The sequence below is a fragment of the Saccharothrix sp. HUAS TT1 genome (genome assembly GCF_040744945.1).
Lineage (GTDB): Bacteria > Actinomycetota > Actinomycetes > Mycobacteriales > Pseudonocardiaceae > Actinosynnema.
This window is the reverse complement of the sequence record NZ_CP160453.1, coordinates 2,578,582-2,598,044: the sequence shown is the minus strand read 5'-3', so window position 1 is coordinate 2,598,044 and position 19,463 is coordinate 2,578,582. Positions and strand designations below refer to the sequence as shown.

Genomic DNA, 19,463 nt, shown 5'->3' with positions numbered 1-19,463 from the left:
CACGCCGAGTCCGGCCGTGAGCTTCCTCGGGTGGCGGCATTCCAGTCCCTCTACGACATGGGATGCCGCCCCCGGCACGGGGAAGTCATCATGATCGCCGGGCGGAGCGGCACGCAGAAGTCGGGCCTCGCCCTGTTCTGGGTCGCGCAGATGAACCTGCCGACGCTGTACTTCAGCGCCGACATGAGCGCCTTCACCGCCTCGTCGCGGCTGGCCTCGATGTTCACGGGCGACACCACCGAGATGGTCGAGGCGGGCATGGCCGCTGGCGGGCACCACCGCCAGCGGTACCTGGACGCGCTCGGACCGTCACGCATCACCTTCTCGTTCGGCTCGCCGATCTCCTGGCAGGGGGTCGACGAGGAGATCGAGGCGTACATCGAGCTGTGGAACGCCTATCCGCAGGTCATCGTCTTCGACAACCTCATGGACTTCGACGGCGCGGAGTCCGACTACACCGAGCAGATGGCGGTGATGAGCTCGGCAACCGAGCTCGCCCGCGCCACGGGCGCGACCGTGATCCTGCTCCACCACGCCAGCGACAAGTCCTGGGAAGCCAAGAGCGACCCGTGGGCGCCGCCGTCGCGCGACCAGGTCAAGGGCGGTCTGTCGGAGAAGCCCGAGCTGAGCCTCTCCGTGGCCCTCGACCCCACGTCGATGGTCTACAAGATCGCCGTCATCAAGCAGCGCATGGGGCCCTGCGACCCCACCGCGCGCACGCACGCCACGTTGATGTGCGAGCCGGACAAGACCCGCTTCCACGCCATCAACGCCCAGAACCCCGCATTGGTAGGTGTTTCACTTTGATCTACGACCGCTCCGTGCGGATCGACGGCGAGGACTTCGAGGTCGTCGCCGCGGCAGGCGACTACGGCTACGACTGGAGCGAGGCCGCGCTCCTGCGCTCGGCTTCCGGGGAGCTGTTCTACGACTACGAGAGCGGCTGCTCCTGCAACTCCTTCGGCGACTACACCACCCGCGACGACCTGAAGCCGGTCCAGACCTGGCAGCAGGCCGTCGAGCTGGCGAAGGTCGACCTGGACCCCGGTGACGCGGCCACCTTCGCAGCTCGGCTCAACGAGCTGCGCCCCGCCCGTTCGACCGCGGCGGCGGCGTGATCTTCCGCGAGGGCGAGTACGTCTCGATCGCAGGCGCCGGGCGGTGCGAGGTGCTCGCCGCCTCGGGCGCGGGCATCGGCGAGTACAGCTTCCGCGAGTCCGCGGTCCTGCTGACCCCGACCGGCGAGGTCGTCTACGGCCACGAACGCGGCACCGAGGCCAGCTACTGGGGTCTCGACCTGACCGCCAGCGGCCTGAAGCCGATCGCCAACTGGCGGCAGGTCGCCCAGTGGGCCAGGGCCCATCTCTCCCCGGAGCAAGTCCTCACGTTCGAGGCCCGGCTCGTCGAGCTCGGCTTCCTCCCTTCCACCCCTGGAGGTGCATCCCAGTGACCGACATCGCGAAGCGGAACGCCGCCAATCGGCGGCGCGGCGCGAAGTGGCAGAGCGACCTCCGCAACGGCCTGCGCGAGGCGGGGCTCGACGTCGAGCGCCTCGTGCTCACCGGCAAGGAGGACGAGGGCGACCTCGTCGTCAGGGACTTCGCCCACCCCGGCGAGTTCGTCGTGATCGAGGCCAAGGCCGGGCAGCTCCACCCCGCCGAGTTCGTGCGCCAGGCGCTGGTCGAGGGCGGGCACTTCGCGGCACACCGCAACCTCGACCGGGCGCGCGTCGCCAGCATCGCCGTCGTCAAGCGCGCCGGGATGAACTGGAAGGACGCCTACGTCCTGACCACGGTCGGCGACTACTTCGGGCTGACCAGGTGACGGACGAGAACCACCTCGGCCCCTACCTCCACGTCCTCAACGCCGCGGTCGACGTGCTCTCGGACCCCGACTTCCTCGCCGGGGAGGTGCCCGGCCTCAACGAATTCTGCGAGGCCGAGCCCGAGCCCTACCGCACGCCGACGCTGGCCGAGCTCGGCTTCGACCGGACAACCGGGACGCTGCGCGGCCGGAGGCTGGCGTGAGCAACGAGCGCCCGGACCTCGGCGCCCTGCTCGACCACTACGGCGTCCAGCGCTCCGACCGCTCCAAGCAGATGGTCGCGTGCCCGCTGCACGAGGACCGCACCCCCTCGTGCAGCGTCGACCTGGACAAACACCTCTGGAACTGCCACTCGTGCGGCAAGGCGGGCGACAGCTACAACCTGATCGAGATCAAGGAGAACGTCGACTTTGTCGGAGCACGCGCCTTTGCAGCCACTCTCGGACTCGCAACGGGAGGCTCTGGAGGAGGCGGTGAGCAGCTATCAGGCAGCGCTTACGGTGGACGCCGCAAAGTGGCTGGTCGCAAGGGGGCTAAGCCGGGAGGCGGCAGCTACGTTCCGGCTTGGCGTCGTCGGTGAGCCCTTCCCCGGCCACGGCCCGTACCGCGGGTTCCTCGCGATCCCGTACCTCGACCACCAGGCCAAGCCGCTGACGGTCCGCTTCCGGTGCCTCCAGGAGCACGACCACCGCGTCTACGGGCACGGCAAGTACATGACCGTGTCGGAGGACATCCCGCGGATGTTCAACGTGCGCGCGGTGCACGAGGCGGGCGACGAAATCCACGTCTGCGAGGGCGAGCTCGACGCGGTGATCCTGTCGATGCTCGGCCTGCACGCCGTGGCGATCCCCGGCGCGAAGCTGTGGTTCGGCCGCCACCGCCGGATGCTCGCGGGCTTCTCGCGGGTGTGGGTGTGGGGCGACCCGGACGACGCGGGCGCCGAGTTCGTCGCCAAGGTGACCCGCTCCCTGCGCAGCGCCAAGGGCGTGCGCCTGCGGGTCGGCGACGTCACCGAGACCTACCTCGCGGGTGGCCGCGAGGCCATCTTCGACCTGATCAAGCCCAAGGAGCTGACCGCCGCGTGACCCTGACCTTCGCCGAGCTGACCGCGATGAACGAGCGCGTCCGGCTGACCAACAACACCCTGTCCCTCGTCCGCAGCGAACGCATCGCCCAGGACGCCCAGTGGGGCGTGCAGGACCACCCGGACGGCACCGGCCCCGCGTTCCACGAGATGCTCCGCGACGTCCGGTCGAACATGCGCCTCGCCGAGCGGATGGGCGTCGTCTCCTGGCGCGACGTGCTCCTGGAGGAGGTGGCCGAGGCCCTCGTCGAGCAGGACCCCGTGCGCCTGGCCGAGGAGCTCGTGCAGATCGCCGCCGTGGCCGTCGCCTGGCGTGAGAGCCTGCACCGCCGCGGGGTCGCGGCCGTCGTGGCAGTCGCGTGATCGCAGGCTTCACGCACGGCGAGCTGGCCTACGTCGTCCTCTACGGCGAGACGGAGCCCCGGCTCGCGGAGTACAACTTCCTGCTCGGCGGTGGCTACTGGGCCTTCTTCGGCACCGAGCAGACCGCGCACCCGGCAGAAGTGACCGTGCTGCGCCGCGCGGTGGTGATGCCCGAGTGACCGCCGAGACGATCACCATCCGCGTGCCGGTCTACCCGGCCACCCCGATGGACTTCGGCAGCCACCCGGAGCACGGCGGGCGCGTGGACCGGCTGTGTCGCCTGTGCGGCACCAAGACGCGGTCCTTCGACACGGGCGACTGGCCTCGGCCCGAGGACGACGAAGTCCCCGACCAGGTGGTGCTGTCCGACCTGTTCGGCACGGTGCACGCGACCTGCTACGTGCGGGTCGTCGAGCGCCAGCAGGGCGCCGGGGCGTGGACGATTCTCGCCGCCGACATCGCCAAGGCCCCGAGCAAGTACCGCGCCGCGGACATCCGCGCGGTACTCGGGCAGCTCCTCCGCATCGTCAGCACCAAAGCACTCAGGAAGGCGGTGAGCCCGTGACCGAGTCCCCCAAGGACTGGCGCGGCACTCCGATCGAAGTCGGCTCGGCCGTCCTCTACGCGACCAGCCCCGGCCGTGCGACGGCGATCGTCGAGGGCGTCGTGTCCGGCTTCCACCCGTCCGGCCTCGTGAAGGTGGACGTGATCCGGCGCTCGCGTTACGGCGGCTCCAAGCCGACCGTGGACGTCGGCACGACCTCCCTCACCGTCGTGAGCGCGCTGCCCGCCAGCGACGTGCCCACGCAGGCCGAGGCGAACGAGTCCACGCGGGTCAAGCTGCTCGCCTCGTACGAGAGGGACCTCGCCAACCTCCGCGCTGGCGAGGTCGAGGGGCAGCCCTCCTGGTACACGGAGGAGTACCTCCTGCGACAGATCGCGCGGTACTCGTGAGCGAGCCTCTCCCCGGAACACCAGGGCCCACGCTCCAGGCCCTCTGGGACGAGCTCAACGCCGACCAGAGGGCCGCGTTGCGGCCCCACCTGCTGGGCGACACGTCGGCCGACTGGCTGACCGCCCTGCTGCGCGAGCACGGCTTCTCCGTGTCCGCGTCCACTGTCCGTACCTACCGACGAGCGATTCGTCAGAAGGGGGTGTGTAACGTTGGCTGACAGCCTGACAGAGCAGCTCCTCGCCAAGCCGGTCGGCCCCGCCATCCCCGCGAAGGCACCCAGCCCCGAGAAGGACTTCACTCGCCAGGTCGAGGTGTCCGGCGACGTCGCCGAGGTCACCGTTCGCGGTGAGGTCCAGGTCGACGAGAGTGCGGCAGCCGCCTACCTCCGCGCGCAGGGCGAGGACCCGGCGTTGTGGGAGGTGACCGGCTTCCGCTCCTCGGAGTGGACGATGGCGAACGGCTCGACCGGCGTCTCCACCCGCTACAGCTTCGCCCGGCGCGGTTCGGCCGTCAGCGCGGAGCGCCCGCCGCTCGACGAGCTGTTCGCGCAGATCGAGCGGCACGAGCCGGTCGCGAAGCGGGCCGAGGGCGACCACGGGTTCATCGTCGCGCTGGGCGACACCCAGTTCGGCAAGATCGACGGCGACGGCGTCGAGGGCACCCTCAACCGCGCGATCCACTACCTCAACGAGGCGCGCGACCTGCTGGAGGTCTACCGCCTGCGGGCCGACATCGGCCACGTGCACGTGGCGTGGCTCGGTGACCACGTCGAGGGCTTCGTCTCGCAGGGCGGCGCCAACACCTGGCGCACGCAGCTCACGCTCAACGAGCAGATCCGGCTGACCCGCCGGGTGATGCTGCACGCGCTGAAGCTGTTCGCCGACAGCGCCTCGCAGGTGTCGATGGCCGCGGTGCCCGGCAACCACGGCGAGGCCGTGCGCTTCGCCGGGAAGGGCGTCACCCGCTACGACGACAGCCACGACACCGAGTCGCTGATCGCCGTCGCCGACGCCGCGGCGCTCAACCCGGAGGCGTTCGGGCACGTGCGGTTCTACGTCCCGGAGACCGACGAACTGACCGTCGTGCTCCCGGTGGCTGGGACCGTCGTGGCGCACGCCCACGGCCACCAGTGGCGGCCCGGCAAGCACTTCGAGTGGTGGAAGGGCCAGGCGTTCAACCAGGACTCGGCGATGCACCAGGCCGACCTCCTGCTGGCCGGGCACCTGCACCACGAGCACGTCGACAGCGACGGACGTCGCCTGTTCATCCAGCCGCCCGCGATGGAGAGCGAATCCACGTGGTGGCGGCACGCCAAGGGCACGACCGGCCACCCCGGTCTGGTCGTCGCCATCACGAAGGACGGGGCCACAGGGCCCCTGGAGGTGGTTCGTTGATCGACCTGATGGACTGGGACCTGCTCCGCGTTGACGCGGTTCTGTCGGCCCGTGAGAGCGCGGTGTCCCGCCTGGTGCGCGACCTCGGCCACCTGGTCGAGGCCGACGACCTGTTCCAGGAGTCGTCGATCATCATCGCCAGCCACCCGGAGAAGGTGCGCGCCTACCTGGCGGACGCCGAGAACCCCGGCCACCTCACGCGGTGGATCTGGTCGCGGCTGAGGGACAAGATTCGGCCCGAGCTGCGCCGGGCCAACCAGACCGTGTCGCTGACCCGCGTGGAGGCGACGCACCAGTGACCTACACCCCGGAGCAGGTCGAGCGGCTACTGCCGACCGTCTGGGGCGGGACGTGGGCCTGGGGGATGCAGAACCCCCAGGCCCCGGACCCCGACATGCCCCGAGCGACGAGCGTGGCCTCCCAGAGCGGCACCTACTGGGCCCACCTGGCGGACATCCGCACGGCCTGGCAGAAGACCTTCCTGACCCGCGAGCTGCGGGCCGCGCTCCTGCTGGCCTACGGCTGGGGCTGGACCCAGGAGGAGATCGCCGAGCACGAGCACGTCAGCCAGCGGGCGATCAGCAAGCGCTGCACCCGCGGCCTGGAGCTGCTGACCAACTACCTGAACGGGACCGCCCACGAGGAGGCTGCCGCGTGACCTGGCACAACACGTCCATCGACCGGCGCCCGCCGGGCAGCACGCCTCCGATCGACCCCACCGCGTACGCCAGCCGCGTACCGGACCGCTCGCCGAACTGGAAGGTGCACACCACCCTCGGCCGGGCCCGCGCCGCGGTCGGCTGGAGCGGCTACGGCGGGCCCCGTGGCGGCGAGGTGTGGAAGCTGGTCGACGGCGAGTGGAAGCTGCTCGACACGGTCGTCGCCGAGTCCTGAGTCCCGGCGAGGCTAGGCCGAACGCACGAAAGCCCCCTACCCTGAATCGGGTAGGGGGCTTTTCGTCGTTGGAGGAGGTGCAGCCGGATGTCCCCTGGTGGCGACTTGCAAGAGCGCCTCGGCTTGGACGACCTCGACCCCGAGCTGCGCCGGGTGGCGCTCCTGCTGGCCGATGGCGACGCCCGTCGCATCGAGGTCGTGTCCGCGGACGAGGTCCGCATCTGGCACCAGCCCGGCGGCGGGACGCTACCGCTGTTCGAGCTCTGACGCCTCCTGCATCTCGCGCTGAAGCGCGACGAGCAGCTCCAGCAGCGCGTCCGCGTGCTGGTACTCCAGCTCGACCGTGCGCACCGCCCAGTCCTGCTCCAGGCCGTAGGCGTGTGCCGGGCCGTCGAGGTAGACCAGCCCGTCGCGCCGCTCCAGCAGTGTCCAGGAGCCCGCCTGCGTGATGCCGCCCTCGGCCCGCCAGCGGCTGTAGTTCACGTGGTTGAGCACCTGGCGCACCGCGGCCTCGACGCGCGGCAAGTCCTCCTCGGGGAAGGCCAGGCCGCCGTCCTTGCGCGCCCGCGGGGCGTGCACCGTGGCCGGGGCGTCGCCCTCGGCGAAGACGTCGTGCCCGTTGAGGTACCAGCTCTCGCGCCGGACCTCGACGCGCCACGGCGTCATCTCGGTCGTGGGGTCCAGGAGTGCACCCATCTACCTCACCTCTCCGTACTCGGACGCTCCAGGGGAGCCTGTCATGGTGGCGACGGCCACGACCGGGTGACCGGCGGGACCGCTGGTCCCGAAACGCAGAAAGCCCCCCTCGCCGGTCAGGGAGGAGGGCTTTCCACAGGAACTCACATGTGCACGAAAAAGGTACCTGCCAAGCGGTCTCCCTTCGGTTGACGTGGGGCGCGTTCCGCGTATCGGACGCGGTCTGTGGGCGTCAGGCGCTCGCGGGTGGGGGTCCGGTGAGCCAGGGCAGGGGGACCTCAGCAGGAGGCACAGAACCGCCTCCGTCTGACTGCGCAGGCTTGCAGTCCGCGCACCCCGCACACTGCCGACTGATCGCGGCGGCCGGTCCGCTCGCGGTGTCGCGCACGATCTGGACGACGCCTGATCCTCCGCACGTGTTCGCCAAGGTCGCCCCCCTCGTCCGTTCGCCATGCTGCGGGGAGCGCGAGGTGGGCGGCTGCACCAGGCCGTCGCGGTACGGCAGTCGGGCGCTCAACCCACCTCGCGCTCATGGCGAACCCTCGTGGGAGGGTTCGGGCTTCGGGCGCAGCATGAAGCGCGGCAGCGGCTGCCTCAGCCCGGCTGGCCGGAGCGTGCGGCGCGATCCGAGCCGCTCGAAGTACGGGCTGACGCCGGGCGGCGTCGGGATGACCACGTTCGGCGCGGCGGGGTGGCCGGGCTGCGGCAACGTGAGGATCGACCGGACGATGTGCACGGGCTTGGCGCCCTCGTTGACGTACAGGACGTGCCCTGGGTGAAGGAAATCCACCCCCTGCGGAGTGAGGGCGCGGTAACCGAACGCGAACTCCTCGTGCACCAGCGAGATGACGTCGGTGATGCCGAGCCCGCGCCACTCGCGGTAGGCAACCACCGCGTCGGGAGTCTTCCAGTTCGGCCAGTAGAGGAAGGCGTAGCCGTCCCTCGCGACGAACTCCAGCCAGTCGCCAAGCAGGTTCGTGTCCGCGCGCTCCGTCTCCACGGCGGTCATCGCGTCAGGCCCAGCAGTCGCCGAACGGACTGCGGGACCGCCCGTGCGCAGTCCTGGCATCCGGTGACCCAGTAGTGGGCCAGAGCGCCCACGCCGAACACGGCCACCACGAGCAGGACTCCACCTATCGCACCTAGAACCGCTCCTAGCTGTTCCATGCCGTTCACCTCCGAGTGGGCTGGCGAGGCGGGGGCCTCCAGCGGCGCCCGGCTCGGGCAGCACGCCGCGGGGGATGAAGCCCCCGCCTCGCGTTGTGCGGGCGGGCAGGGGCGCCGCTGGGACAGCGCGCCGGGCGCGAGGGACACCTGACGGCGCTTTGCCAGACGCGCTACGGTTGCCCCTGCCCGCAGATGCAGACGCTACCATTTGCGGAACCGCAATTACAGGGTCTGCGTTCGGGTGACGTCGATGCGTAAAGCGCTACGCACGGTGGTTAAGGTGCAGGTATGGCGACAGGGAGCACGCGAGCGAAGCGGCGACTCGGGCGACACGTACGCCCGATCATGGAGCGCGCCGGGCTCAAAGCCGGGGACGTCGCGAGGATGTCCAAGACGTCGCGCGACACGGTGGACCGGATGCTCGCTGGCGCGCACCTGCCGCGCTACACGACGCTCGTCGCGATCCTGACCCTGCTTCGAGCCACGGAATCCGAGATCGCGGAAGCGACCGTCTTGTGGGAACGCGCCAACAAGACGGCCGTGAAGATCGAGAACGCCGACGTGCTTGCGCCGTCCTACCTGCGCTTTAGGATGGACGAGGGTGAAGCCAAGCTGGAGCGCACGCTCGACCAGCAGCTCATCCCTGGCCCGTTCCAGCTCGGCGGCTACGCCGAGGAGCTCGGCGAGCGCGCGAAGCCGCTGACCGCCGGGTCGGGCTGGACGTCAGCGGCGGCGGCCGAACGCGACGACCGGCGCGGCCTCCTCGACCGGGAGGAAGACCCACTCCTGGTCGACTCCCTGATCGACGAGTCCGCGCTCTATCGGATCATCGGCAGTCGCGAGCTGATGGCCGACCAGCTCGACGTCCTCGCCGAGAGGGCGAAGAAGCCGAACGTGACGATCAGGATCGTCCCGTTCGAGCGGGGCAGCTACGGACTGCACTACGGCGCACTGACGCTGCTCCAGTTCCCGGAGGCCGACGAGCCGATCTCGGCCTACGTCGAGGAGCACACCGGGGTCCGGGCAGTAGAAGATGCGGAGGAAGTGGACAGGCTCGTCGCGACTTGGGACGCCGCGGCGGAGCTCGCGCTCGACCCCGAGCGGTCCGCGGAGCGCATCATTGAGGTGAGGGACACCAGATATGCAACACGATGACGAGCTGAGCTGGAGGAAGTCCCGGCGCAGCACAAGCAACGCCAACTGCGTGGAGGTGGCGTTCGCCTCCGACGACGAGGCGCGCGTCAGGGACACGAAGCGACGAGACGGGGGCACGCTGGGGTTCACCCCCAGGGCCTGGCAGGCGTTCCTGGAGGCCCAGAGGACCGAGTAGCGTGTAACCGGAGAGTGACGAACGTGCGGGGCGCCTCGATTGCGGGGTGCCCCGTCGTCGTGCCGGGGGCTGTCGCGCCTTCGGCTGCGTGCGAGCCCTCCCTGTGCCGACGAGAACGCGGTGCCCGTCGTGTGCCGACGGGAAGATCGTCTTCTGAATACGTGCAGGTCGGAGCAGGTGTGTATACCGCCCTCCGGAGGCGGGTGCGCAGGTTCGAATCCTGCCGGGGGCACCATTGCGAAAGGCCCTTGACCAGCACGAACGTGGTCAAGGGTCTTTTTCGTGCGTCCGGCTGTGTCCGGTGAAATCCGGCCGTCTACGGCTGGCTGTGCCGAACACGTGCCAAAGTTCAGGCCGTCGACGCGTCTCTGACGGCCACTCCAGCAGCAGGCCCTGCGAGCCGACAGCGGCAGGCGAAGGCAGCAGGACTCCCGACCCTCCGGCAAGCATCGTTCGTCACATCCCGATCAAACTGCCGCAGCCTCTCACCGCATCAAGCTATAGAGGACACGCAACCCTCCTTACGCGTCGCGGTGGTGCTTTTGACAGCCGTGACAGCGGTCTGTGCCGTGATTCTGACGATCGCCCTGATCTCAGGGAATGCATCCGTGCGCGTGGAACAACTGCGGACGTTCGACCGCGTGGAGTTGTCCAACGCTGTGCTCGACCTGGTGGTCGAGCAACATCCCGACTCGGGTATCAGCAGCTTCAGCCACAGCTCCCTGCCGTGTCCTGCCTCTGTGGCCGTCAAGAGTGGCGTGAAGTTCACCTGCGCCTTCGCAGGAGAGGGTGGCTTGAAGAAGAAGGTGCCGGTGACCGTCAAGGACACCTACAGCGCCGAACTGGAGATAGGCGCTCCGACCGAGTGACTTCACCGCCCGGCCGGCAATGCACCGCATTCACCAGGCAGGTCGATGGGGATCAGTCGCCAGTAGATTCAGAAGTCGGGTCGTCAGGCGGGTTGGGTCCGGCGTCAACAGTCAGAATGCGGTGCCAGGTTCCCTCGCGACCTTCGATGGCCGTGTGGTCGGATGAGAGCCGCCATCCGGGTGGCCACGACGAGAAGGTCGACGTGCCCAGAGAGTGACGGAACGTCGCTTCGTAGAAATTGGCTTTCTCGGTGAACGTAGCTCCGTTGAACCGGGTGTACCCGGTGAACGTCGCCTCGTGGAACAGCACGTGCCCTGCGAATGTCGCTCCATCGAACCAGGCGGGCCCGGTGAACGTCGCTCCGCCGAACTGAGCGCCCCCGATAAACGTGGTCTGGTAGAACGTCGCGTGGCGTACCAGGCACCCTCTCATATTCCAGCCGATGAGGACTGCGGCGGTGAGATCGAGGTCAATATCCGTCCAGAAGGTTTTCGTGGAGTGGTCGGCATCAACACCGGGGTTGAGGTGTGCGGTGAGGATGCGTTGAGCGGTTAGCCGGACCTCGCGTTCCTGCACTTGTTCGCGGTGCTCGTCGCGGGCGGCTCGGTCGGCATCGTCGCCGGGCGGGTCGCCGGGGAGGTCGAACGGGGCGCGGAGGTAGGCGCAGAGCACGTTGACCACGGTCTGGCGCAGGGCGGGGTTGTCGGGGTGGTCCTGTGCGAGGCGTTCCAGGGCGTACAAGCCACCGTGACGTACCGGGGCCTTGTCCGAGCCGAGCTGCTCCACCGACTTCGCGTACAGGTCGGTGATCCGGCGGGCCTCGGCGTCGCGTTCGGTCGTGGCCGCGACGCGTTCGGCGTGAAGGCGGGTGTGCTCGGCGGTCTCGCGTTGCAGTTCGTAGGCGCGGGCGACGTCGGCCTGGTCGCGTTCCTTCTGCACCAGCCCGATCTCGGTGGCGTGCTGGCGTCGCCACGCCAGGTACAGCGCGAAGATCCCACCACCACCTACTCCGATGCTCAGCCCAGTGCGTAATGCGTTGAACCGCGCGTTCACAAGCTCCGCACCGGACAGGCCCGCGGTGCCTGCCCACCACAGCGCCACCACCAGGCCGATCGTCGCCGTGGCGATCACAGCCGCCACGGTCGCGATCACCTTGCGCGGTATCGGCTCCAGCGGCGTGCGTGACGTGGGTGGCGTCGGCAGCGGCGCATGGGTGGTGCCCTGCTCGCCGGGGGAAGGTCGGGGTAACGGCGCAGGAGTGGGGCGGTCCTCGGGCATGTCCGGATCATCGTTGGTCGACGTGACCGTGTTCCGAAGGCACGCCAGTCGGGCCGGATGGCTTGCTGACGCTGCCCCACCTGTCTCGCTCCTCCACGCTGACCTCGGAACGCTGTAACAGCAGGGCGTGTTGAGGCTCCCCTTGGCTCTACACGCTTGGCTGTGCTCGATTTCGCCGTTCACTGCGGCGGGCGGACCGATTTCTGCACAGGGCCCTGCACGTAGCGCTGAGACGGCCGCAGAGCAGTGCGCGAGCCGTGGTTGACGGGTTGGCTACCCGGCGCCCAGCAGTCGACACGATATCCACCTGCGCCAAATACGGCGTACCCACCAATGAGAACCGAATCCAGTGGATGCGCAAAAAGCGCGGTGGGCGGTGTCCGGTTCCGGGATTGAGCGGGCCAGGCAGATCTCGTCCAAGGGGCGGATGAGCGCACGTAGTTCGCACGCTGCCTTCGTCGGCAACACGTGCAAGGCGGTGTGCAGCGCTTGGCGGCGCACGATTGGATCGTGCCACTGGCACTCTGGGCAGGAGCACGGCTCGGGCGCGTGGTCGTAGAGATCGCGGATGGGACCGCGGACGAATCGACCTCAGCCGTCGGATTGCGGTCGCTCCCGGTGGCCGGTAGTGGTCTTGGCGGGGCTCGACGGCATGCTATTCCAGCGCGGTGATCGTTGCTGAGGCTGCTGGATGCGGGTGGAACCGCGCGGACCCGGAGCTTTGCGTGGTTCAGGGTTTTCGTGCTCGGGCGGCGGCTTCGGAGCACATTAGGAAGCTCACGGTCCGCACTGCGTCATCGACGAGATGTGGGTAGGCGAGGCGGATCGCGCGGTCTACCGCCTCCTCGATCAGCGTCCACTCGCGGTGTTTCGGGGAGGGTTGCAGTCCGGCGCACGCCCGCTCAGCGGTGGCGATCACCCGCATGACCTCGGGCAGCAGGGCCGGGTCGACGGCCTCGGGCTCCCGGGTCGGGCGACGACCGCCGTGCAGGTAGCGGCCCGTGTACTGGAGGAGGGCGGCGTCGAGCGGGGTGAGGTGGACGCCGCGGCGGGCGCGGTCGCGGTTGGCGTCGTAGTGGTGGACGCGTTGCCAGTCGGACTGGGCGGTTGCGGGGTGGAGGGCGGTGAAGAGTTTGCCCTGGTCGAGTGGTTCGAGGGCGGCGCCTTGGGCGATGAGCCGGCGCTTGTCCCAGGGAATGCCTTCGAACAACAGCTCGATGTCGTCGGGCTCACCGAAGAGGATCGGGTCCAGCAGGGCGACCGCCGCGCGTTCGTCAAGAGGACCCCTGATCCCGGCAGCCGCGCACAAGGGCAGGATCGCGCTCCACAGCAGCAGGTGCCGGGTCAGGTCGTCCCTGATCACCTGGAAGTGCTCCTCGGTGATCGGGACGGTGAACGTGCGGGGGTCGTGGTTGGCGTCGGCTCCGGCGCCCAGTTCGAGCCTGAGCTGACCGTCCGCGCGCACCACCCGCGGGATCCAGCTGTTCTCGCGGGTGAAGAGGACTTCGCTCATGTCCCCCAGCCTCCCCGCCTCGCCGGTGACGGCTCCCGGCGGGGCCTGCGAGCAGGTCGCCGGGCCGTCCACCACAGCACGGGGGCCCGCCTCAGCCGGCGGTGCGCTCCTCCACGCCGGTGGCGGGGCCGGGGTTCGGCTGCGACCGCTCGGCGGACTGCGGGGTCCAGTCGGCGCCCAGCTTGGTCCGGCGCGGGTTGGCGACCGCACGGCCCGTGTTCACTTCGTGCATCCTGTCCTCCAGGTAGAGATGTAACGCCACTTAATCATTACCTTTTGTTCGCCTGGGAAAACGATGACGTGCATCACCGACTTCCGATTCCGGACGTCGGCGGACCAGGGTCGGGACGCAGTCGGCGATCCAGGCGACCTGCACCGGCCAACCGGGGAGACCCATGATCAACAGGGTCAAGGTAGCCGATGCGCGGAGCGGGGCGGCGACCAGGAGGCGCGGAGCGCGGAACCCGAGGACGGCTCACCGGGGGCGCACGGCCAGACCGCGCAGCACCACGGCGATCGGGTGGTCCAGGCGGCGCAGGTCGGCTCGGGGGTCTTCGGCGTAGACGACGGCGTCGGCGGGGGCGCCCGGGACCAGGCCGGGCAGTCCCAGGTAGGCGCGGGCGTCCCAGGACGCGGCGGCCAGGGCGTCGTGGGGGCGCATCCCGGCGGCGGCCAGGGCCCGGACCTCGTCGGAGATGCGGCCGTGGGGCAGGGAGTCGGTGCCCGCCAGGATCCGGACGCCCGCTTCGGCGGCGGCGGCGATCAGGGCGGGGTGCGCTTCGGCTCCCCTGGTGTACCAACGCTTCCCGGGACCGTCGGGTCGGCTGCGGACTTCCGGCAGGGTCCGCTCGAAGATGGACAACGTCGGGGTCAGCGCCGTGCCCTGCTCGGCCATGCGGTGGACCAGGTCGGGGTCCAGGAGCATGCCGTGCTCGATCGAGTCGACGCCGGCCGCCACCGCGATCGCGCCGCCCTCCGCCTGCTGGGAGTGCACGGCGACCCGACCGCCCACCGCGTGCACGGCGTCGACCACGGCGGTCAGCACGTCCAGCGGCACGGGGGCGCCGGTCGAGCTCCAGTCGCCGATGACCTTCGCCCAACCGGTGCGGGACGCCTGCGCGGCGGCCAGGGCGGGCAGCTCGGCGTGGTCCGCCCGGCGCCCCCAGTTGTCGAAGAACTGGCCGTGCTGCGCCAGCCACAACCCGGCGTGCCGGGCCCTGGGCGTGTCGGGGTCCGAGCCGAACCACGACGGCGGCTCGCCGGCCAGTCCGGGCGCCCGGATCAGCGTCACGCCGGCGTCCACGTGCTGCCGGAGGTGGCGGCGCAGCACCTCGTCGTCCAGCTCGTCGTCGACCTCCTCGACGCCGGGGTGTGTGTGGGCGTCCACCAGGCCGGGCAGCAGCCAGCCCTCGGCGACCAGCTCGGCGTCGGGCACCGGGTCGGTGGTCCACCGGTCGCCGTCGGCGTAGAGGTCCGTGAACTCGCCGTGCGGCAGCGCGCGGCCTCGGATTCGGATCACCATCGGACATCCCCCCTCGATCACCGTTGAGTCTCCCCCTGCGGGAGGTGTGAAGGTCGGCGCATGGACGACGACGCGGTCTTCGCGATCGGTGAGCCGGCCCGGCGGACCGGGTTGACGGTCGAGGCGGTCCGGTTCTACTCCGATCGCGGCATCGTGCCGCCGACCGGTCGCAGCCCGGCCGGTTACCGGCTCTACGGCCCCGACGCCGCCGCGCGCCTCGACCTCGTGCGGACGTTGCGCGAGGTGGGGCTGGACCTGCCGACGATCCGGCAGGTCCTGGACCGCGAACGCACGCCGGCCGAGGTGGCGGCCACGCACGCGGACGCGCCGGCGGCTCCTGGCCGCCGCCTTCGGCGACCTGGCGGACGACCCGGCGTTCGCCGGGATCATCCGGTCGATGACGCCGGAGCTGCCGGAGCACCCCGGCGTCGAGCAGGTGGAGGCGTGGGTCTCGCCGGCCCGGCTCACGCAGGACCCGGACTTCCGGGCCTGCCTCAAGCGGCTGGTCGAGCACCACGTCGGCACGCGGGGTGAAGGGCTGCGGCCCGACCCGACGGCGGTGGTGCGGGACGAGGTGGGCCCGGCACTGGCCTCTGGGGTCGACCCGGCGTCACCCGAGGCGCGGGACGTGGTCGAGGCGGTCCTGGTCCGGGTGCCGCACGTGTCGCGCGAGCAGTTGGCCGCGCTGCTGGAGAGCGCGAACGACACGCGCCGCGAGCGGCGCCTGCGGCTGCCGGCGGTGGTCAACGGGTGGCGGGCGCCGGAGAGCACGGCGCCCGCGTTCGACTGGTTCCTGCGCGCCCCGGGTCACCGGGCGGTGGCCAGCACCCCGTAGTCGGTGTAGCCGGTCTCGCCGCCCACGTACATCATGTGCTCGTCGCGCACCGGGTTGAGCGGGGCGTCCAGGCGCAGCCGGTCGACCAGGTCCGGGTTGGCCAGGAAGGCCCGGCCCAGCGAGACCAGGTCCGCGCCGGCCGCCAGCAGCCGCTCGCCGTGCCGCTTGCCGCCGTCCGCGGGCAGCGGGCCCGGCCACGGCAGCTTCGGGTTGGCGATCAGCGTGCCCGCCCACCGCTCCCGCAGGACGCGGAACAGCGGCTGGTCGGGGTCGGCGAACCCGACGTGCAGGTAGGCGAGGCCGAGGTCGGCGACGGCCGCGAGCAGCGCCGGGTAGACCGCGTCGGCGTCGTCCTCCCGGATGCCGTTGGAGGTGACGCCGGGCGAGATGCGCAGGCCGACGCGTTCCGCGCCGACCTCGGCGACCACGGCGCGGGTCACCTCGGCCACGAACCGGACGCGGTTGGCCGCCGGGCCGCCGTACTCGTCGGTCCGCCGGTTCGTGCCGCTCGCCAGGAACTGGTGCAGCAGGTAGCCGTTCGCGCTGTGCACCTCCACGCCCTCGAAGCCCGCGTCGACCGCGTTGCGGGCCGCGGCGGCGAAGTCGGCCGCGGTGGACCGGATCTCGTCGGTGGTCATCTCGCTCGGCACGACGGCGGGCACGCGGCCGTCCGGGGTGACGATGGTGTCCGGCAGCGGGATCGGCGACGGCGCGACCGGGTGCAGGCCGCTGTTGGCCGGGTGGCCGATCCGGCCGCCGTGCTGGAGCTGGAGGAACATCCGGCCGCCCGCGTCGCGGACGGCGTCGGTGACGCGGCGCCACCCGGCCGACTGGTCCCGGTCGTGGATGCCGGGGATGTCGGGGTAGGTCTGGCCGACGGCGTTCGGGGTGGTCGCCTCGGCGATGATCAGACCGGCGGACGCGCGCTGCGCGTAGTAGGTCGCCATGATCGGTCGCGGCACGCCGGCGGAGTCGGCGCGGTTGCGCGTCATCGGGGCCATGACGAGGCGGTTGGGCAGGTCCAGGCGGCCGAGCCGGGCGGGGTCGAACAGGGTCTTCGTCATGCCGGTACGGTAGAAGTTGACACCGGTGTCAGGTTCAAGTCGGGAGTGAGGTGGGTCATGCGGATCGGGGAGCTGGCCGAGCTGACCGGCGTGAGCGTGCGCTCGTTGCGCTACTACGAGCAGCAGGGGCTGTTGACCTCGGACCGCACCGCCGGTGGTCACCGGGACTACCCGCGGCGCGCGGTCGACCGGGTCATCCGCATCCAGGAGCTGTTCGCCGCCGGGCTGCACAGCAAGAAGATCGCGCAGGTGCTGCCCTGCATGCGCGACGCCGACGGCGGGCCGTCCGAGGTCGCCACGCCGCTGCTGGTCCGGGACCTGACCGCGGAGCGCGCCCGCATCGACCGGATGATCACCGACCTGGTGCGGTCGCGGGACGTGCTGGACGAGGTGATCGAGACGGCGGCGGGGCGCGCCGCTCAGTCCAGCACGGCGGCCACGGCCTCGATCTCCACCAGCTGATCGTCGTACCCGAGCACGGTGACGCCGAGCAGCGTGCTGGGCACGTCGTGGTCGCCGAACGCGGCCCGCACCACGTCCCACGCCGCCACCAGGTCGGCCTGGTCGGTGGTCGCGACGAGCACGCGGGTGCTGATGACGTCCTCGACGCCCGCGCCCGCGTCTTCCAGCGCGGTGCGCATGTTCTCGAACGCCTTCGCCGCCTGGGCCGCGTAGTCGCCGACGCCCGCGGTCGTGCCGTCCTCGTTCAGCGGGCACGCGCCGGCCAGGAACACCAGGCGCGCGTCGGCGGGCGCGGTGGCGGCGTAGGCGTACTCGGCGACGTCGGACAGCCTGGACGAGCGGATCAGGGTGACGGCCTTGCCCACGGTTCCTCCCCTGGTGGTCGGCGGTCCGACCAGCCTAGGCGGCCAGGGCCTGGTCGATCTTCCGATTTGTCGCGGCGGTCAGGCCGAGCAGCGTCAGCAGCGCCACCACCGACATGACCACGAAGACCGCGCGCAGGCCGAACACCTCGCCCAGCACGCCGCCGAGCGCCGCGCCCAGCGGCATGGTGCCCCAGGCCACCAGTCGGTAGGCGCTGTTCACGCGGCCGAGGAGGCGGTCGGGCGTGATGTGCTGCCGCAACGACACCGCGACCACGTTCAGCAGCGTGATGCCCGCCCCGGCCACCGCGAACGCCGCCGCGACCGCGTAGGGCTCGGTGGTGACGGCGGGCGCCACGACGAGGAGGGTGGCGGTGAAGAACCCGGTGGCGAGGGCCCGCCCCCGGCCCAGCCGGGTGATCACGCGCTCGGCGACGAGCGCGCCGAGCAGGCTGCCGGCCGCCGGGGTGGTGATGAGCAGGCCGAAGAGCTGCGGTGTCAGGCCCATCGCCGAGGACGGGCCGACGGCGTGCAGGACGAGGACGGAGCCCGTCGCGGTGTTGGCGACGTTGAACAGGCCCACCATGAGCGCGAGACCGCGCAGCAGCCGGTGGCGCAGCAGGAAGCGCAGCCCCTCGGCGATGTCGGCGCGCAGGGTGCTCCGGTGTTCGCGCGGGACCTCGAACGTCCCCCGGATCGACCACAGGACGGCGAGGGCGACCAGCCAGAGGGCGGCGGGCGCGGTGAACGCGGCCAGCGCGCCGGCGGCGACCAGGAGACCGGCGAGGGGCGGGCCGACGAACTCGCTCGCGCTCAGCTCCGCGGCTTGCAGGCGGGCGTTGGCGCGCGGCAGCAGGTCGCGGTCGACCAGTTGCGGCAGCAGCGACTGGGCCGACGTGTCGTAGAGCGTTTCGGCGGTGCCGGCCGCGAACGCGATCGCGTACAGGAGCCAGATGTCCACCCGGTCGAGGGCGACGGCCGCCGCGAGGAGCGCCATCAGGCAGGCCCTGGCGGCGTTGGCCCGGAGCATGGTGCGGCGGCGGTCGAGGCGGTCGGTCAGCGCGCCCGCCGGCAGCGCGAAGACCAGCCACGGGAGGGTCACCGCGAAGACCAGGCCGGCGATCAGGGTCGGCTCGCGGGTGGTCTGGATCGCGACCAGCGGGAGGGCCACCTTGAACGTGCCGTCGGCGAGGTTCGACAGGCCGGTGGACGTCCAAAGGCGCCAGAAGCCGGTTCCCGGGGATGCCATTGGTGGAGGGTTGCACATCGGTGGAGTTTTCTCCATCGGTTCACTTGTCCACCGGTGGATTAAGTTGTGCCCCATGGGTGAGCGACAGCGGCGTCCGGCGACGGTCGAGGAGACGAAAGCGCTGGCCCACCCGTTGCGGCTGCGGATACTGCGGTTGTGCGGGCAGCAGGAGCTGACCAACAAGCAGTTGGCCGAGCGGTTGGGCCGCGACCCCGGGACCGTGCTGTACCACGTGCGCCAGTTGGCGGCGGCGGGGTTCCTGGAGCCGGGCGAGGTGCGCACCGGGGCCAGCGGCGCGCTGGAGAAGCCCTACCGGTCGACCGGGGTGTCGTGGTGGCTCGACGGGCCGTTGGCGGACAGCGGCGCGGTGGCGAGCACCGCGCCGCTGGAGGCGTTCCAGGAGGAACTGGCGGAGGCCGGGCCGGAGTCGGTGCGGGTGCACGCGCGGTTCGCCCTGCACCTGTCGGCGGAGGACCTGGTCGAGCTGGACCGCCGCGTCAGCGCCGTGCTGGACGAGTACGTGGCGACCGACCACGAGCGGCGACACCTGCCGGCGCACGGCGGGATCATCGTCGTGCACCGGCTTCGGGAGTGACCCCGC

31 protein-coding genes and 1 pseudogene are annotated in these 19,463 nt (G+C 70.8%); 23 read left to right on the top strand and 9 right to left on the bottom strand.

Annotation, left to right across the window (positions count from 1 at the left end; genetic code table 11):
• The first annotated feature begins 30 nt into the window (after positions 1–30).
• From AB0F89_RS12720 to AB0F89_RS12645, 16 genes are all read left to right on the top strand, one after another.
• The gene (locus AB0F89_RS12720; protein ID WP_367135754.1) at positions 31–807 is read left to right on the top strand and encodes an AAA family ATPase; all 777 of its coding nucleotides are present in this window, start codon (positions 31–33) and stop codon (positions 805–807) included.
• A complete protein-coding gene (locus AB0F89_RS12715) occupies positions 804–1,118 on the top strand; it encodes a hypothetical protein (protein WP_367135752.1) in 315 nt (104 codons plus the stop codon). The genes AB0F89_RS12720 and AB0F89_RS12715 overlap by 4 nt, the downstream gene beginning before the upstream one ends.
• Positions 1,115–1,450 carry a hypothetical protein gene (locus AB0F89_RS12710; RefSeq protein ID WP_367135750.1) on the top strand — a complete coding sequence of 112 codons (336 nt, stop codon included), beginning with the start codon at positions 1,115–1,117 and terminating at the stop codon, positions 1,448–1,450. The genes AB0F89_RS12715 and AB0F89_RS12710 overlap by 4 nt, the downstream gene beginning before the upstream one ends.
• On the top strand, positions 1,447–1,824 hold the full coding sequence (locus tag AB0F89_RS12705) for a hypothetical protein (RefSeq protein WP_367135748.1): 378 nt from the start codon (positions 1,447–1,449) through the stop codon (positions 1,822–1,824). The genes AB0F89_RS12710 and AB0F89_RS12705 overlap by 4 nt, the downstream gene beginning before the upstream one ends.
• Positions 1,821–2,027, top strand: coding sequence for a hypothetical protein (locus AB0F89_RS12700; protein ID WP_367135746.1), 207 nt, complete (start codon positions 1,821–1,823; stop codon positions 2,025–2,027). Before AB0F89_RS12705 ends, AB0F89_RS12700 begins: the two co-directional genes overlap by 4 nt.
• Positions 2,024–2,404 (top strand): CHC2 zinc finger domain-containing protein, encoded by a 381-nt coding sequence (locus tag AB0F89_RS12695; RefSeq protein ID WP_367135744.1) that lies wholly within the window; start codon positions 2,024–2,026, stop codon positions 2,402–2,404. The genes AB0F89_RS12700 and AB0F89_RS12695 overlap by 4 nt, the downstream gene beginning before the upstream one ends.
• Positions 2,325–2,909: a toprim domain-containing protein gene (locus tag AB0F89_RS12690; protein ID WP_367135742.1), complete on the top strand. Its 585-nt coding sequence runs from the start codon at positions 2,325–2,327 to the stop codon at positions 2,907–2,909. The genes AB0F89_RS12695 and AB0F89_RS12690 overlap by 80 nt, the downstream gene beginning before the upstream one ends.
• Positions 2,906–3,271 carry a hypothetical protein gene (locus AB0F89_RS12685; protein WP_367135740.1) on the top strand — a complete coding sequence of 122 codons (366 nt, stop codon included), beginning with the start codon at positions 2,906–2,908 and terminating at the stop codon, positions 3,269–3,271. Before AB0F89_RS12690 ends, AB0F89_RS12685 begins: the two co-directional genes overlap by 4 nt.
• A complete protein-coding gene (locus AB0F89_RS12680; RefSeq protein ID WP_367135738.1) occupies positions 3,268–3,450 on the top strand; it encodes a hypothetical protein in 183 nt (60 codons plus the stop codon). The genes AB0F89_RS12685 and AB0F89_RS12680 overlap by 4 nt, the downstream gene beginning before the upstream one ends.
• Positions 3,447–3,836: a hypothetical protein gene (locus AB0F89_RS12675; protein ID WP_367135736.1), complete on the top strand. Its 390-nt coding sequence runs from the start codon at positions 3,447–3,449 to the stop codon at positions 3,834–3,836. The genes AB0F89_RS12680 and AB0F89_RS12675 overlap by 4 nt, the downstream gene beginning before the upstream one ends.
• Complete coding sequence (locus AB0F89_RS12670) at positions 3,833–4,225, top strand: hypothetical protein (protein WP_367135734.1); 393 nt, start codon at positions 3,833–3,835, stop codon at positions 4,223–4,225. The genes AB0F89_RS12675 and AB0F89_RS12670 overlap by 4 nt, the downstream gene beginning before the upstream one ends.
• A gap of 210 nt (positions 4,226–4,435) precedes the next feature.
• Positions 4,436–5,620 (top strand): hypothetical protein, encoded by a 1,185-nt coding sequence (locus AB0F89_RS12665; protein WP_367135732.1) that lies wholly within the window; start codon positions 4,436–4,438, stop codon positions 5,618–5,620.
• A complete protein-coding gene (locus tag AB0F89_RS12660; RefSeq protein WP_367135730.1) occupies positions 5,617–5,919 on the top strand; it encodes a hypothetical protein in 303 nt (100 codons plus the stop codon). The genes AB0F89_RS12665 and AB0F89_RS12660 overlap by 4 nt, the downstream gene beginning before the upstream one ends.
• On the top strand, positions 5,916–6,278 hold the full coding sequence (locus AB0F89_RS12655; protein ID WP_367135728.1) for a sigma factor-like helix-turn-helix DNA-binding protein: 363 nt from the start codon (positions 5,916–5,918) through the stop codon (positions 6,276–6,278). Before AB0F89_RS12660 ends, AB0F89_RS12655 begins: the two co-directional genes overlap by 4 nt.
• Positions 6,275–6,514, top strand: coding sequence for a hypothetical protein (locus AB0F89_RS12650; protein WP_367135726.1), 240 nt, complete (start codon positions 6,275–6,277; stop codon positions 6,512–6,514). The genes AB0F89_RS12655 and AB0F89_RS12650 overlap by 4 nt, the downstream gene beginning before the upstream one ends.
• A gap of 105 nt (positions 6,515–6,619) precedes the next feature.
• Positions 6,620–6,781 carry a hypothetical protein gene (locus tag AB0F89_RS12645; protein ID WP_367135724.1) on the top strand — a complete coding sequence of 54 codons (162 nt, stop codon included), beginning with the start codon at positions 6,620–6,622 and terminating at the stop codon, positions 6,779–6,781.
• On the opposite strand, the gene AB0F89_RS12640 is transcribed toward AB0F89_RS12645, so the two are convergent.
• Positions 6,761–7,210 carry a hypothetical protein gene (locus tag AB0F89_RS12640; RefSeq protein ID WP_367135722.1) on the bottom strand — a complete coding sequence of 150 codons (450 nt, stop codon included), beginning with the start codon at positions 7,208–7,210 and terminating at the stop codon, positions 6,761–6,763. The genes AB0F89_RS12645 and AB0F89_RS12640 overlap by 21 nt on opposite strands.
• 529 nt (positions 7,211–7,739) lie before the next feature.
• On the bottom strand, positions 7,740–8,219 hold the full coding sequence (locus tag AB0F89_RS12635; RefSeq protein ID WP_367135720.1) for a hypothetical protein: 480 nt from the start codon (positions 8,217–8,219) through the stop codon (positions 7,740–7,742).
• A gap of 446 nt (positions 8,220–8,665) precedes the next feature.
• Between AB0F89_RS12635 and AB0F89_RS12630 the strand changes: the two genes are divergently transcribed.
• The 3 genes from AB0F89_RS12630 to AB0F89_RS12620 all read left to right on the top strand — a co-directional run bounded on the left by AB0F89_RS12630 (position 8,666) and on the right by AB0F89_RS12620 (position 10,576).
• Entirely contained in the window at positions 8,666–9,532 is an 867-nt protein-coding gene (locus AB0F89_RS12630) for a helix-turn-helix domain-containing protein (protein WP_367135718.1), read from the top strand.
• Positions 9,519–9,707 (top strand): DUF397 domain-containing protein, encoded by a 189-nt coding sequence (locus AB0F89_RS12625; protein WP_367135716.1) that lies wholly within the window; start codon positions 9,519–9,521, stop codon positions 9,705–9,707. The genes AB0F89_RS12630 and AB0F89_RS12625 overlap by 14 nt, the downstream gene beginning before the upstream one ends.
• A gap of 569 nt (positions 9,708–10,276) precedes the next feature.
• Positions 10,277–10,576 carry a DUF4333 domain-containing protein gene (locus tag AB0F89_RS12620; protein WP_367135714.1) on the top strand — a complete coding sequence of 100 codons (300 nt, stop codon included), beginning with the start codon at positions 10,277–10,279 and terminating at the stop codon, positions 10,574–10,576.
• Between the two features lie 52 nt (positions 10,577–10,628).
• On the opposite strand, the gene AB0F89_RS12615 is transcribed toward AB0F89_RS12620, so the two are convergent.
• From AB0F89_RS12615 to AB0F89_RS12600, 4 genes are all read right to left on the bottom strand, one after another.
• A complete protein-coding gene (locus tag AB0F89_RS12615; RefSeq protein WP_367135712.1) occupies positions 10,629–11,855 on the bottom strand; it encodes a pentapeptide repeat-containing protein in 1,227 nt (408 codons plus the stop codon).
• 730 nt (positions 11,856–12,585) lie between these two features.
• The gene (locus AB0F89_RS12610; RefSeq protein ID WP_367135710.1) at positions 12,586–13,440 is read right to left on the bottom strand and encodes a DUF6357 family protein; all 855 of its coding nucleotides are present in this window, start codon (positions 13,438–13,440) and stop codon (positions 12,586–12,588) included.
• A 19-nt stretch (positions 13,441–13,459) separates the two neighbouring features.
• Entirely contained in the window at positions 13,460–13,600 is a 141-nt protein-coding gene (locus AB0F89_RS12605; RefSeq protein WP_367135708.1) for a hypothetical protein, read from the bottom strand.
• A gap of 243 nt (positions 13,601–13,843) precedes the next feature.
• A complete protein-coding gene (locus AB0F89_RS12600) occupies positions 13,844–14,890 on the bottom strand; it encodes an amidohydrolase family protein (protein WP_367135706.1) in 1,047 nt (348 codons plus the stop codon).
• 60 nt (positions 14,891–14,950) lie between these two features.
• Here AB0F89_RS12600 and AB0F89_RS12595 point away from each other — a divergent pair.
• Both AB0F89_RS12595 and AB0F89_RS12590 read left to right on the top strand, forming a co-directional pair.
• Positions 14,951–15,115: pseudogene (locus tag AB0F89_RS12595) on the top strand (MerR family DNA-binding transcriptional regulator); the annotation flags it as partial.
• A gap of 172 nt (positions 15,116–15,287) precedes the next feature.
• On the top strand, positions 15,288–15,725 hold the full coding sequence (locus AB0F89_RS12590) for a hypothetical protein (protein WP_367139197.1): 438 nt from the start codon (positions 15,288–15,290) through the stop codon (positions 15,723–15,725).
• Here the strand turns inward: AB0F89_RS12590 and AB0F89_RS12585 are convergent.
• Positions 15,698–16,789: an alkene reductase gene (locus AB0F89_RS12585; RefSeq protein ID WP_367135705.1), complete on the bottom strand. Its 1,092-nt coding sequence runs from the start codon at positions 16,787–16,789 to the stop codon at positions 15,698–15,700. The two genes, AB0F89_RS12590 and AB0F89_RS12585, sit on opposite strands and share 28 nt — an antisense overlap.
• Positions 16,790–16,846: 57 nt before the next feature.
• Between AB0F89_RS12585 and AB0F89_RS12580 the strand changes: the two genes are divergently transcribed.
• Entirely contained in the window at positions 16,847–17,251 is a 405-nt protein-coding gene (locus AB0F89_RS12580) for a MerR family transcriptional regulator (protein WP_367135703.1), read from the top strand.
• On the opposite strand, the gene AB0F89_RS12575 is transcribed toward AB0F89_RS12580, so the two are convergent.
• Positions 17,209–17,616, bottom strand: coding sequence for a RidA family protein (locus AB0F89_RS12575; protein ID WP_367135701.1), 408 nt, complete (start codon positions 17,614–17,616; stop codon positions 17,209–17,211). The genes AB0F89_RS12580 and AB0F89_RS12575 overlap by 43 nt on opposite strands.
• Positions 17,617–17,650: 34 nt before the next feature.
• The gene (locus AB0F89_RS12570) at positions 17,651–18,862 is read right to left on the bottom strand and encodes an MFS transporter (protein ID WP_367135699.1); all 1,212 of its coding nucleotides are present in this window, start codon (positions 18,860–18,862) and stop codon (positions 17,651–17,653) included.
• A gap of 73 nt (positions 18,863–18,935) precedes the next feature.
• Between AB0F89_RS12570 and AB0F89_RS12565 the strand changes: the two genes are divergently transcribed.
• Entirely contained in the window at positions 18,936–19,457 is a 522-nt protein-coding gene (locus AB0F89_RS12565) for an ArsR/SmtB family transcription factor (RefSeq protein WP_367135697.1), read from the top strand.
• Positions 19,458–19,463 lie beyond the last annotated feature (6 nt).